Raw genomic sequence first — 14,595 nt, forward strand, 5'->3', positions numbered from 1 at the left:
TTTTGTCCTCAGTTAGTGAATCAATTACAAAGGTTATCATTGACCTATGGCACAGAAACCTGCCCAATGATAAGGAGATTGAAAAGGCTGAGTGTTAGGTTCAAGGTCACTCAACCAGTCTTCTAATTGTGCTTGGTGATTGAGGTTTGTTAAGGGAACATTAGGCAGCCATTCCTCTAATTGTGTCTGATCAACTTGTTTCAGCCAGAGTTGGGCATCTCGAAGTGCAATTGATACATTTAATTCATTTGTTTCTTTCAATTTTTGGGTTAAATTTTCATAGAGTTTAATCATTAAAAAAGTTGTGGAAAGGTCGTTAACAGTCCAGAGACTTGCAACAACATTAGAAGCACCCGCATAGAAGAAAGCACTGGGTAAACTAATATATTCATCGCTGCGGTTGTTGAAATCTACTACACCTGTTTCACAAGCGGAGAGGGTAACTAAACGACATCGGAGTAGTTCCAGAGCAAAAATTTCTCCCAGAGTCAAGTCTGAATCTGCTAAGGTTAAGGCTGATTCCCAAGAAGATTCTAGTTTGAAAGTACCATGACAGGAGAAGTGAACGCAATCAGCTAGACGCAATTTTTCTTGCATTGCTCTTTCAAAAAGAGCAGCTTTTGTGGCTTTCTGCTGAGCCAGAATGTGAATATTTTCTTCACAAAATAGAGAGCTAATAGCTTTGACCTCTATATCTGCAAATGATAGAGTTTCATCAGGATTTTGAATAGCGAATAATTGCTCAAATTTTTGATTATTCGGATTACCTGAAAGTTGCAATAGCTGGCAACTCGGTGCATAACGAATCCCCCTAGAGAAACGTTCCAGCAGACATTCACCTGTTTCTAAAGGAAGTGCATGAATCGGTAACAAGTGCATGAAACGATGGGGAATTACAATCAACTGATCACAGTCAGGTGAAATTTTACTAAAAATTTCACTAATAATTTTATCAATACCAACAATCCCTGCTAATTGCTGCAATCGCATGAAAAATTCTTGTTTCCAGACTTCGTTTTGTTCTGAGTAGTTGCGAAAATAGCGGTTAAAGCAAAAATCAAATAAATTCCTTACCTTTTCTAGGGTAGATGGTACATAAATAGGTTTGTCACTCTGCTTACTAATTAGAAATGTATGAATAGCGTCATTAGTGATATAAAACTCCATAATGACAGTTTTTTCATCGGGGATAAGTTTTTGTATTTCTAAGAAGCTAATCGCTTGAACTTGTTGAGTAAAAACGAAATTAGGATCTATAGGGGCTATTTTTTCTCGAATTAACTCTTCTAGCTCTTGTTGCAATGAGTTTAAGCGATTTCCTTGATATACAGGTGTATAACTCAAGTTTTCACTACCTCGATGCAACATAATTTCACTAACACCACCCTTACTTTTATTGCTTTGAAAGATTCGTTCATTCACTATTTCTCGGCGGATTTTGGTTAACTCTGCAATAGTTTCTTCTGGAAAATTCCCTTTAGGCAAAATATTCCGATCTGCAAATAATTCAACTAAGTTGCGAGCTTTACTGAGTTCTACATATTGAATGGCTTCTTCTAATTTGTTTTCAGCTAAACAAACTTCTACCAAATCTTGATAAATGAAATGCCACTCTTCAGCTAGTTTTTGTTTATCTGTTTCTAATCCAGAACCTTTAATGATTTCACCTCGGATCAACTGTAGCCGATCAATAGATTCAGTAAATGCCGTGTAAGATTTCTCTGTTTCCCCCTTAATTTGGTATACTTTTCCTAATAAAGCTTGGATTTTTGCGTAGTCTTGGGGAAAATCTTCAGGCTTATATACTTTCAACGTATTTTCCAAGCAATTAATACTATGGTCTAAATTTTCTTTTACTTCTTCGGGTGTTTTACCCGTAGAAATATTATTAAAATATGTCATACCCATACTTTGGTAGATCATAGCCCATTGTTCAGGAAATTTTTCTAATTGAAAGATTTCCAAAGCATTTGAGTAGCTCTGTATTTCCGCAGCAAAATTATCGGAAGGATTACCTTGTATGCGGCTACCATAGGCTTTTCCTAAATTATGCTGAGTGTTAGCCCATTGTTGAGGAAATTTTTCACGGGTGCGTACCTTTAATGCCGCTAAACAATATTCAATTGCTGTTTCTATATTATCTGACTCATTTCCTTTAATACGTTGAATGTAAAAACTACTCAAGTTATGTTGAATCATTGCCATGTTCTCTGGATCATTTACATGGCTGTAAACTTCTAAAGCATCAGAGGAATGTTTAATAGCCTGTTCTAAATTTTCTGATATGTCACCTCGAATCCGATCAGAATAAGCTGCTCCTAAAATATTTTTTATTCGTGCCATATCATCGGGAAACTCACTTGCAGTAAAGATATCTAAAGCAGCTAGAGCATGATTGATTGCTAGTTCTATGTTCTCAGCTTTTCCGCCTTGAATGCGCTCAATATAAGCCATCCCTAAATTGCCATTGATTTCTGCCCAATTTTTGGGATAAGCATCTCGACTAAGTTTATCTAAAGCTTCCTTGAGATATTTAATTGCTAACTCAAAATTATCGGCTTTAACACCTTTAAAACGGTGCATATACGCCACCCCTAGAGATCCTTGAGTTCCAGCCCATTCTTGAGGATAAGATTCAGGGTTGTAAACTTGTAAAGTTTTATTGAAAAAATAGATAGCTTTCTCTTCATTGTCTGTTTTTCCTTGATTTAAGTCAAGATAAGCCATACCCAGATGATAGAGAGTTAAAGCCCATTCTTCAGGAGATGTTTTTGGATTATATACTTTTAATGCACTTTGGAAATAGTGAATTGCTGTTTTTATATTTCCTGTTATTTTTTTCATCACACTATCGCCATAGACCATTCCCAGCCTTAGATTAATGTCAGCCCATTGTTCAGGAAAATCTTGACGAGTGAAGATTGTTAAACTAGATTTAAAATAATCGATTGCCAACTGATAGTTTTCAGGTTTATTTCCTTCAATTCTTTCAAAGTAAGCCAGACCCAGGTAAAAGTTAATTTTTCCTCTTAGTTGTTGAAGATCTTCTTGTTGCTCACAGATTGTTAAGGCTTGTTGCCAATATTCAATAGCAGTTTCATAATTTTTAGCCTTTTCTTCCCGCTCCCGATCAAAGTAAGCAAGCCCTAAAGATGTTTGAAGTTCTGCCGAGTATTCAGGGTATTTATCGGGCTTCAAAACCAGATTGGCAATTTCAAAAGTGGTAATAGCTATCTCTAAATTGGTACTTTTATCTCCTTTAGGAAAGTCTGTCATTAAGTTACCAAATATGATATTAGTACCAGCAATGTTTTCCGCATAATTAGAGTCTACTTCTGAAATTATGGAACTAACAAATATTCGCCAAAGTAGGATAAAATTATCATTCAGTTTATCTAAATTATTTTCTAGCAATGGATACACAATTTTAGGTTCGGCTTCACCTTTAAAAAGCGTCTCCCCTAATTCCTGCATAAACATCCCATAACTTAAGATGTTATCTCTTAATTCGGGGTTCTTATTAGCTTCAACAAAACCTAATTTAGTGATTTTAGTCATCAATTGAGGAACGTTTTTTACTCCCATTTTCTTAAATTCAATAGCAGCTTTTTTAAGATCACTACTAGCTTGAATAAAATTATCATCTAACTCAATGCCTTGGAGAATTTCAGCAGACAGGTGTTGCAAAAGCATGGCTTCATTAACTTGTCCCTGATTAGCGAGTATTATTGCTTGTTTTTCTGCTTGCTTTGCCAAATCCGCATTAAATTGTTCAGGCCCTCCTATCATAATAGTAAAGATGAAATTTAAGAGAAGGTCAGTAAATTGTTCGCTTCCCTTTAATAATTCTAAGATTAAATCGATTTGGTTTTGGGGTGGGGTTGGTTCCAGTAGTTCTGGTGTTACGGTTGTTGTCTGATGAGCAATATTGGGTAAAAACTCAGAAGCAGTGTCTATCTTTACCTCGGAATTTTCAACGCCTTGCAGAGACTTCACATCGGGTTGATCTTCTGAACAAATTTCTGTTTCAATTAACGAAAGTTCTACAGAAACAGGAGGTATGGGTAATGTTTGATTTATTTGTTCTGCAATAGCAATTAACAACTCACCATCCTGAACATTCCCTCTATTTTTTTCCGTTTCTCCTCTAGCTCTCATCATCTCAACTAATCCGAGATCTAGCAGTTCTGAGCTATCATCTAAAATAGCCTGATGCAGACTTTGAGGCATTCTCAGGAATTGTTCTATTAAATCTAAATAAGCTGGAATACGTTCTGAATTTTGAGGCATCATGTCAAGGTTCTCCTGTGTTCCTGATAAATTACCAATTTCCGTTGTCGTTTTTTTTAAACTTCCGAGAATAACTTTTCGCTGTTTGGGAAATTGATCTTGATTGTAAACACTCAACGCAGCCGTAAAATACGCGATCGCTTGCTTCAAGTTTTCTAGTCGATTTCCCTGCACTCGATCTAAGTAAGTCAAACCCAGACAATTTTGAATAATCGCCCACTGTTCAGGATATTCAGCTTCGGTAAAAACAGAAGATACAATATTATATCCTGTCAGCGCAATTTCCAGATTAATCTCTCGACTTCCCTCCTCAAATTTTCTAATTAAACTGCTAATTGCTAATATTCTCTTGGCTAACTTTAGCTTTTGGTTGGGATCAAAATGGGGAACTTTAGAATGCCACCAATTTCGCAAAAAATCAGGAAACCTATGATTTAATTTATCTAAATTATCTCTAAAAAAATTGTGTACATTTTCCTCATTTCCTTGACTTTCAAAAGTTACCCTAACTAGCTGAAATATAAACTTCTCCATTTCTTGATTTGTTGGAACCGGAACCTCTATAATGGGTTCAATATCATTTGGAGGATCGGGTAATTGTACTGGCTCAGGTACAGGAACGGAAACTTCAGGTAAACTTGATATTTTAATGGGCTGAGATACAGGAACCGAATTGTCTGTATTTGAGTTTGTTCCATTAGAATTAACAGGAGGAGAACTTGGCAAAAATTGGGATGCAGTCGGATGACCTTGCTCTGCTAACTTACGCAAAATTTGAGTCCGTAACTCGTTGGGTTTAACTCCCAAATTTTGCAAAACCCTGACTGCCCCTCCCTGTGTTTGCCTGAGTAAACCTAACAGCAGATGGTGCGTGTCAATTTCTGAGTCCTTTAACTGATCGGCTTCTTCCACAGAAAATTCCAATACCTCTGTGGTATAATAACTGTAAGAAATTTTGCTGTAAGATCCTCCGCCTCGTCCCTGTATTGTCTCAACCTCTAGGCGGGCATTTTCTAAGGTAACTCCCGCCTCTCTAAGTAGCTGCGCTGCTAAACCTTTTTCCTGCCTAATTAAACCTAAAAGAAGCTGTGTTGTCCCCATTTCCCGATGACTCAAGTTTTTGGTTTCATGGTGAGCCAAATCAAGAGCGTTGTTTACTTCTTGTGTAAAGCGTTCAAACATAGTTAGTTCAATCAAGTTAACTAAACTTAAACATTTGCGCCATAAACCATTGGATCTAAAACCCAATCCCTTGCAATGATCACTAAATCACCTAACTGATGACCTTTATTTTCAGATAATTGTAAGATTTTTTTGATTGATTTAAGCCCTTTCTTTATAGTTTCTTTAGGTTAAATAATCTCATTATTAAGTTATTTTTCAAGTTCAAAATAACATTGATATCTCATATAAAAATTAGATCGATCATAAAAACGAGAAAATATTGGCTGAACATCCCACTGCATCTTGGCTCTAGGGATAAGAAACTTTAAGAATGAAATAGCCCTGACTATACAAGTCTCTACAGGGGGAGGAAGTCAGAAGTGTTCTATTGTTTTCAGTGAATTGGTATTAGCTTAAAATAGAAATTAGAAAAATGATGAACAAATCCAGTGAATTTTCGTCTATAGGATTTACCCAGAAACCGGGTTTCTGAATAAAAATCTGGATTTCATCGACAAAATCTGGGTCAGAAACCCGGTTTCTTTGATATGAATGCGTAAGTCCTGGTCTATGGATTATATTGTCCTCTTGCTAATTTTTATCCTAATTTTTAACAGCTAGTGGATAACGGATAATGGCTAATCAAGGGAATTTATACATAGGAGTTGAATCATGAGTTTAAGGTTATTTTCGTCTGATTCCTTTCTTTATCTGCTGACGGGAACGGTGGCTGCAATAGTTGTCAGTCAATCAACAATTGTAATGGCAAAAACAGCACAACAAGTAGCAGCAATTGCCGAACCCATTACTGTGCAAATTAATAGTCAATTAGGAGATGGTTCTGGGGTAATTATTGCTAAAAATGGTAAGATTTACACGGTTTTGACTGTTAATCATGTTGTTGAAGATGCAAATGTGGAATATAGTGTGCGAACTTCTGATGGTAAAAGCCATCCAAGTTTGAAGATTATGCGGTTACAAAATGATGACCGAGAACCGGATTTAGCAATTATTCAATTTGAGAGTTCTCAACAATATCCTGTGGCTACATTAGGAAATTCTGAACAGGCGGTAATTGGGGCTCAAATTTATGTGTATGGATATCCAGCAACGGGAGGATTAACGGGTGTTGAACGGGAACCGGAATTATCCCCAGGATTAGTCACCAGTCGCCCGAAAAATCGTCCAGAAGGCTATAATTTACGCTATCAAGCGGTGACTTGGAGTGGGATGAGTGGGGGGCCGGTTTTCGATTCGGAAGCCCGTGTCGTAGGGTTACATGGGCAGGGAGAATTTGGTTTTGCTCAAACCAGTTCCGGGGATGTGGCTCCGATTAAAACGGGATTTAATGCGGCTATTCCGATTAATTTATTTATGACAAAATTATTAGAAACGGGTTTAAAATCATCGGATTTAGTCATTGATGAAAAACTGCCGGAAGCGAGTCCTGTATCTTTAGATCATCCTCAAAGTTATCAAGCTTATTATTTTCAAGGATTAACCTTATTAGATCAAGGGGAAACTTGGGATGCAATTGATTCTTTTAATCAAGCGATTGAATTAAACCCGAATACGCCTGAAGCTTATTTTAATCGGGGAATTGCTCGAACCCTTTTGGCTACTCGAATTATTGAACCGACTCGCGCTCCTAATCCGATAGAAGATTACACTGAAGCAATTCGTTTAAATCCGGGTTTTGCTGATGCTTATTATAATCGAGCTTTAGCTTATTTGCAATTAAATAATAAAGAAAAAGCGATCGCGGATTTCCAAAAAGCTGCTGAACTTTATGATAAATTAGGCCGAAAAGCTTCTTATGAAGATGCGTTAGAGCGTCTTAAAGAGTTACGATAAATTTAAGGGTGGTGCGTGCGCGGAGCTTACGCACCCTACGAGGTTTGAATGTTAATGCCTCGGTTGTTCATGGCGGCTTCAAATAAGGGAGTTGATAATACTTGTTCAACAGGCCAAACACCGGGTTTTTGGAGTTCTCCGTTTAAGCATAATTCTGCAATTGTTCCAGTTCCTATTCCCGCAATGGTGGCGGTATTTTCATGAACAATTGTTGAACAGTAATCAACGGTTTTCCCTTGTTTTATTCCGGTCACACAAGAGCGAACAGCGACCCCAATTCCACTCCAAATATCCGTAACATTGGTCATACGATAACTGACTTGGGAGAGAAACTCTATGACAGCAGGATTTTGTAACCAACTGGCGGGCCACCAATGGGCAACACTCCAGGTTAAATAATTATAAAAATCGGGAACTGTACCGAATTTTGTGATAACTGTTTTAGCTGGAAAAGAGTCTACTAAAGTGAAACATTCCGGCATATCAAACCAATAGACTCCTGTTTTTCCGTAGGGGGAAGGAAATTCAATGGTTTCTCGTTCACTATAGGGTTTAATGGTTTTCCATTGTCCGTTTATCCACACGTCAAACGGACGTTGTAACCCTAGAAAGGTGGTTCGCATTACGGTAATTCCTGCACCACCAGACCCCCCAACGACATAACTTAAATGGATTTTTTCAACTTGATCAAATTGTTCAACGCCTTGACGCACCATACTATTAGAAATACCGGGAAAAATACCCGTATTAATAATAGCGGTAATTCCAGCTTTTTGAGCGGCTTCTGAATGCTCTAAAATCCGGCTCGTAAATCCACGATTATCACTCACATCAATATAATTAACCTTCTGTTGAATACAAGCTTGCAAAACCTTTGTATCTCGATAATGAAATGGCCCTGCACAGTGGATGACTAAATCGGAATTTGCGATCGCGGTTTCTAATTTTTGTTGATCGGCTAGATCTAATTCTAACACCTGAAACCGAGGATTAAGGACAATATTTCCGGTTATTTTGCGTCCGGTAATGGTAATCTCAGCAGCAGTATGTTGAGCTAAATCCTCAGCAACACTGTTGCCAATTCGTCCTCGACCTCCTAAAATTAAAACTTGCTTGTTCATGGGTTTTAAGCTCCTTTTAATTCATTTCAATTAATGTAATTTTTGGGGTTACTCCAAATATTGAAAAACAGCATTAGCCGTTAATAAATTGGTGGCAAACAAAACTTGCTGCAAGTCACACAACCTCGATAAAGCTTCAATAGCTGGGGGATTAGATTCGCTTGTTGTCGGATCTCGTAGATACACAATCGCTTTAACCTGATCTAATAAAATACGGGAACCAATGGCTGTTTCTCCTAGAATTAAATAATGAGATTCAATGACTTCGCTAACGGTTAAATTTGTTGTATCCTCTAAAAAAATCTTGAATTTATCAGAGGTAATAATTGAGAATTTTTCAATAATATGAAGATGATCCTTGACTAAATTAATCAAATCGGAAAATAAATGATTATCCGCCAATAATACTATGATTTCCGTTGTATTTTCGGGGGGATTTTTTCGTAATTTATTCACCAGATTACGAGTGACCAAACTGATTAATTTAACGGCGACATAGGGTTGTTTTAATTTTAACTTTTCAATATCATCAAAAGTCATAATCGCGATCGCTCCATCACTAGCCGCAATAAAATCTGATCGACGGCCTTGGATAAATGCCGTTTCCCCTAAAATATCTCCAGGGGTGCGACTGGTATTTTCCATCTGATCTCCCATAACGCTGACTTCCCCAGATAGAATAATTCCAAAGGAGGAATCCTGACCTGTTTGGGGCAGAATTACTTGTAAATCAAAGAACTTATGAATCGAAAAATACTCACTAATCAGTTCGACTTCTTCTGTATAAAATTCTCTAAAAATATCTAACTTTAATAATAATTCCGTTTTCTGATCCATTACAGATGCTCCGCCTTTTTACCTAAAATAAAATATTGATCACTTGATCCGAGGCTTTGTCCCATTCAACACTTGATCAAGACTCAACTTTTTGTGAATCAATCAGAGTCTTCCCAATTTACAATCAAAAAGAAACAAGTTCTTTATTCTAATCTATAGTTGTCACCCCAACCGATGAGTTTTTCCCAATTTCAATCCTTTCAACCCATTGCTGCTATTGCCACCACCCCCCAGGCTTTACAACAACTTCAACCCCTTTGTCAAGGTTTAAATGCCATTTTGTGGATACCCAACACACTCCACCCCTTACCTGGAACACAAGTCTATTCCGGCTCTCTATCGGAACACCTAGCAAGTCTGTGGTCAAGTCACCGAGGGTTTATTTTTGGTTTAGCTGCTGGTGCTGTGGTGCGATTAATTACTCCTTTATTACAGCATAAATCTAGTGATCCTGCGGTTGTAGTGCTGGATCAAACTGGGAAATTTGTCATCAGTCTCTGTAGTGGACATCAAGGCGGCGCTGATCAACTGACTCGTTTAGTAGCTCGACAATTGAACGCCACACCTATTATTACAGGGGCGACTAACGCTTTAGGATTACCGGCGCTAGATTTGTTAGGGGTTCCCTTCGGTTGGCGACAGGGGCCAGGAGATTGGACAGCCGTAAGTGGGGCGATCGCCAGAGGAGAACAAGTTAACGTGCTTCAGGATGGGGGTTCAACGTTATGGCAAACAACGTTACCCCCCGATCATCCGTTTGATTTTACCCCCAATTCAGACGCGAAATTTCACATCTGTATTAGTTCTCAACGTCGAGTATCCAATACAACTCAAGTTCAGTGGTTTCCCAGAGTCTTATGGGTGGGTGTAGGCTGTGAACGCAATACCCCTAGAGCCTTGATTGAAAAAGCTATTGAGCAGGCTTTACAACAGTATCATTTAGCGGAAGAAGCGATCGCAGGAATCGCCACCCTGGATATTAAAGGAGATGAAGCCGGGTTAGTGGAATTGTGTGAAGCTCGGAATTGGCCGTTACGCACCTTTCCCTCGGAAGTTTTACGCCAGATGGACGTTCCTAACCCCTCTGAAATTGTTGAAGCCGAAGTGGGAACTCCCAGTGTGGCCGAAGCCGCCGCCTTACAAGCCGCAGGAGTAAAAACGTTATTCGTTTCTAAGCAAATTTACCGAGATCATTTACAAACCTCTTCAACCTCCAACCGAATTGGACAGGCGGTAACGGTGGCTATTGCCCAAGCTGAACAGGAATATACTGGACGCACAGGCCATCTGTTTTTAGTGGGAACTGGCCCTGGGGAACTGGATCAAATTACTCCTGCGGCGCAAACCGCTATTGTTCAGGCGGATGCGGTGATTGGCTATTCCTTGTATTTGGACTTAATTCGGCCTTTATTGCGTCCCGGTCAGATTGTTGAATCCTATCCCATTACCCAAGAGCGTCAACGGGGAGAACGGGCGATTGATTTGGCCCAATGGGGGTTAACGGTGGCGGTGGTATCGTCGGGGGACTGTGGCATTTATGGCATGGCGGGGTTAGTGTTTGAACAGTTACGGGCTAGGGGTTGGGATGGCAAAACTCCGATGGTGCAGGTGTTTCCGGGGATTAGTGCGTTACAGGCGGCAGCGAGTCGGGTGGGAGCACCCTTAATGCACGATTTCTGCGCGATTAGTTTGAGTGATTTATTAACACCTTGGGAGGTGATTCAAAACCGATTAATTGCGGCAGCCCAGGCAGATTTTGTGTGTATTTTATATAATCCGCGATCGCGCACTCGTACAGAGCAATTACACACCGCTAAACGCATTTTTTTAGACGCTCGTTCTGGCAATATTCCAGTAGCAATGGTTCGTTCTGCCTATCGTTGTGATCAGGAAATTACCTTAACTACTTTAGAACAGTTTAATCCTGATGCGGTGGATATGTTAACAACAGTAATTATAGGTAATCAAAGTACAGATATTTATGAAAATTGGATGATTACACCGAGGGGATATTTAGGACAATAAGAAATCAGAAGTTTAAATCTGATATACAAATTATCGCCCATCGTAGGGGCGAGGTTCTCTCGCCCTTAGAGGGTGGTGTGCGTCCATTTAAAGATTTCATATTAAAATGATTTAGGGTAAATTAAATTCTCCAATAACCGGAAAATGATCCGATGGCCAAATCCCTTCCCTTTGATTTTGATCAATCACAATAGATTTTAATTGTATTCGATAATCATAATAAATCGTATCGACGGCCGCAATAGCTTCACCTGTAAAATTATGAAAGGTTTGTTGAGTTGTTAAAGGGGAATCTGATAAACTATCTAACAATTTAATACCATTCCCAAGGGGTTTTAATAATTCTTGGCGTTCTTCGCTATCAGGTTGAGCGTTAAAATCTCCTAATAACACTAATAAAGACTCTTGAGAATTAACTTGACTCAAATAGTTTTGAATTAAGGGAATACTCAATTTTCGAGATTGTTCGCTGTAATAATCTAAATGGGTATTAAAAATTGTGATTTGTTGTTGAGTTTCCCTGGAGATAAAAACTCCCCAACTTAGGAGTTTAGGGGTTTTATTTCCCCATTCTGGACTAATACTTCCGACTAAATTCGGGGTGTTACTTAACCAAATATCATGGGAGTTGGCACAATAAAACCGTTGAGGATGATAAAAAATTGCACAATATTCTCCGGTTCCATTTCCTATTTTATCCGTCCCAATACTTTGATAATTGGGTAATAATCGATGTAAATCTAGGAGTTGATGCGCTTTTCCTTCCTGAGTTGCAATGATATCTGGATCATAGTTTTGAATCAATTTTGCGATCGCATAACGACGAAATTTCCAGTCATTATTACCCAGATCGGGTTTATCATAACGAATATTAAAAGTGATAATTTTCATAAGCTTTGATTACAGCGATCGCCTCCAATTAAAAAAACGTTGTAAAAGACTTTGTTGCCAATTATTATTCGCATATTGTTGTTTTTTCAATAATAAGGCAGCCTTACTATTAACTTCTGATAAGGTAGGATAAATATGAATTCCTGTCAAGGCAGAAACCTTAAGTCGATGGGACATCGCTAAAACAATTTCATGAATTAACTCTCCCGCCGATGAACCCACAAGATGAGCACCTAAAATTTCCCCATTTCCTTTAGTAATAATTTTAGCAAATCCCTGGGGTTTTGCTTCTGCGAGGGCACGATCAACACCAGAAAAGGGTTGTTTTAAAACATAAACATCCTCTCCATACTGTTCTTTTGCTTGCTGTTCTGTTAACCCCACTCTTGCTAATTCAGGCTCGGTAAAAGTAGCCCAGGGAATCACACGATAGTTAACTTTACTAATCGGAAAAAATAGGGCATTGGTTAGCACGACAACGGCTTCATAACTCGCAACATGAGTAAATTGATACCCACCAATCACATCTCCGCAAGCGTAAATACGGGGATTAGTAGTTTGGAGTTTATGATTAACTTTAATTCCTGATTGACTAATTGTAACACCCGCCGCTTCTAAATTCAAGGATTCAATATTGGGAACTCGCCCCACCGAAACTAAAATTTCATCAGCTAAAATGTTATGGTTTCCCGCAATAATTTTCTTTTTGCCATTTTCGATTTCAACTCGTTCTGCTTTGGTATTATTTAAAATAATAATATCTTCGGATAACAATTGATCTTGAACCACCTGTGCTGCTTCAGGATCTTCTTTCGGTAAAATTTGATTGTGACTCGATAAAATTGTGACTTTTGACCCTAACCGCGAAAAAGCTTGTCCGAGTTCACAACCAATTGGCCCTCCTCCCATAACGGCTAAAGATTCAGGACAATTTTGCACAGAAAATACCTGTTCATTCGTCAGAAAACCCGCTTCAGTTAACCCTGGAATATTAGGAATAGCTGGACGGGAACCCGTTGCCATGACAAAAGCTCTAGCCGTTAGTTGACGTCCGTTAATACTAAAGGTTTTTTTGTCTAAAAATTGACCCTCACCAAAAATAACCTCAACCCCTAAAGATTCAAATCGTTCAGGAGAATCATGAGGTTGAATTGTTGAAATAACTTGTTGAACATGACTTGCGGCTTGAGCAAAATTAATGTTATAATTGTCGGTATAAATGCCAAATTTAGCTGCATTTTTGACTTCATAGGCTACTCGTGAAGCATGAATTAAAGACTTACTGGGAACACAGCCAAACCATAAACAATCCCCCCCTAAGCGATCGCGTTCTATTAAGGCAACTTTTGCTTTCAATTGCGCTGCTGCACTCGCAACCACTAACCCCCCAGAACCCCCACCAATGACCACTAAATCATATTCAACTGCCATATTTTTACCTTAAAATTGTAGATTCAGAAACCGGGTTTTTTCAGCTATCTTTCTATTATGCAGGAAAAGTTAAGATAGAAACCCGGTTTCTCGATACAACTGTGGGGACTCAGAAACCGGGTTTCTTTAGCAAGATTTCTGTTATACAGGAAAGATTAAGACAGAAACCCGGTTTCTCGATACAACGTAGGGACTCAGAAACCGGGTTTTTTCAGCTATCTTTCTATTATGCAGGAAAGATTAAGACAGAAACCCGGTTTCTCGCTATCTAAGAATTTGATACCGGATTAATATCAGACTGGGGTTGAGAAAAGAACAGCTTACTCATCCAACTCGTTAGAATATGAGATAATAATCCAAAGGGCCCTGCAAATAAACAAAAGGCTAAGGAATGACTTGTCCAAATTCCCGTTTTTTGTCCATCCCAATAAATCCAACGTCCTACAAATAAATCCATCACTAAAAAGTGAATCCATCCCGTTGCTGCGGCGTTTTCATCGGCAAAGAAATGGGCAATATCTGATAATTTTGGATTAGATAATGCTGCGGCATTTTCAGGGTTAATACTGCTAATAAACAGATATAAATAAACGACCGCTAACAACACAAAAGGAAGATAGGACTCCATGACTTTTCGGGTCACTCCCCAGTTCGGTAAAATAATCATTAACGCCCAAAAAGGAAGCACAAACAGATTGGCAATATTGAAAATTTGGTCAATAGGAATTGTCATAGTAAGAATGATGAGGATAAACGCTTGAAACCCTCTCATTTTAAAATATTTTTTAAATTCGAGCCACTTTTTAGGAAATTTATGTTATGCTATCGACAAGTTAATTTAGACCCTTTATTACTGTCAGCACCCCGCTCTGAAGAGACGGGGCTTCATGCCTCCTCTTTGGATAGCTGACCAGCTATAGTCTTAACTGACTACGTTATCGGCAAGCGTTAAAGAACCCACCAATGGATGCGTAGCTAGTCC

At 38.6% G+C, this 14,595-nt stretch carries 8 protein-coding genes; 2 read left to right on the forward strand and 6 right to left on the reverse strand.

Annotated elements, in window-relative coordinates:
* Nucleotides 1-36 precede the first annotated feature (36 nt).
* On the reverse strand, nucleotides 37-5,472 hold the full coding sequence (locus tag IQ236_RS20920) for a CHAT domain-containing protein (RefSeq protein WP_193871073.1): 5,436 nt from the start codon (nucleotides 5,470-5,472) through the stop codon (nucleotides 37-39).
* 654 nt (nucleotides 5,473-6,126) lie between these two features.
* On the opposite strand from IQ236_RS20920, the gene IQ236_RS20925 reads away from it, so the two are divergent.
* Nucleotides 6,127-7,308, forward strand: a complete 1,182-nt coding sequence (locus tag IQ236_RS20925; RefSeq protein WP_193871074.1) for a tetratricopeptide repeat-containing S1 family peptidase — start codon at nucleotides 6,127-6,129, stop codon at nucleotides 7,306-7,308.
* Nucleotides 7,309-7,343: 35 nt separating this feature from the next.
* Here the strand turns inward: IQ236_RS20925 and IQ236_RS20930 are convergent, their stop codons facing one another.
* Both IQ236_RS20930 and IQ236_RS20935 read right to left on the reverse strand, forming a co-directional pair.
* The gene (locus tag IQ236_RS20930) at nucleotides 7,344-8,429 is read right to left on the reverse strand and encodes a saccharopine dehydrogenase family protein (protein ID WP_193871075.1); all 1,086 of its coding nucleotides are present in this window, start codon (nucleotides 8,427-8,429) and stop codon (nucleotides 7,344-7,346) included.
* Nucleotides 8,430-8,477: 48 nt separating this feature from the next.
* Entirely contained in the window at nucleotides 8,478-9,266 is a 789-nt protein-coding gene (locus tag IQ236_RS20935; protein ID WP_193871076.1) for a hypothetical protein, read from the reverse strand.
* Between the two features lie 174 nt (nucleotides 9,267-9,440).
* Between IQ236_RS20935 and cobJ the strand changes: the two genes are divergently transcribed.
* Nucleotides 9,441-11,291 (forward strand): precorrin-3B C(17)-methyltransferase, encoded by a 1,851-nt coding sequence (cobJ, locus tag IQ236_RS20940; RefSeq protein WP_193871077.1) that lies wholly within the window; start codon nucleotides 9,441-9,443, stop codon nucleotides 11,289-11,291.
* 111 nt (nucleotides 11,292-11,402) lie between these two features.
* On the opposite strand, the gene IQ236_RS20945 is transcribed toward cobJ, so the two are convergent.
* From IQ236_RS20945 to IQ236_RS20955, 3 genes are all read right to left on the reverse strand, one after another.
* A complete protein-coding gene (locus IQ236_RS20945; RefSeq protein ID WP_193871078.1) occupies nucleotides 11,403-12,182 on the reverse strand; it encodes an endonuclease/exonuclease/phosphatase family protein in 780 nt (259 codons plus the stop codon).
* Nucleotides 12,183-12,191: 9 nt separating this feature from the next.
* Nucleotides 12,192-13,613 (reverse strand): dihydrolipoyl dehydrogenase family protein, encoded by a 1,422-nt coding sequence (locus IQ236_RS20950; RefSeq protein ID WP_193871079.1) that lies wholly within the window; start codon nucleotides 13,611-13,613, stop codon nucleotides 12,192-12,194.
* Nucleotides 13,614-13,881: 268 nt separating this feature from the next.
* The gene (locus IQ236_RS20955) at nucleotides 13,882-14,346 is read right to left on the reverse strand and encodes an ABA4-like family protein (protein ID WP_228041783.1); all 465 of its coding nucleotides are present in this window, start codon (nucleotides 14,344-14,346) and stop codon (nucleotides 13,882-13,884) included.
* Between the last annotated feature and the right edge of the window lie 249 nt (nucleotides 14,347-14,595).

The sequence above is a fragment of the Planktothrix mougeotii LEGE 06226 genome (assembly GCF_015207485.1).
Lineage (GTDB): Bacteria > Cyanobacteriota > Cyanobacteriia > Cyanobacteriales > Microcoleaceae > Planktothrix.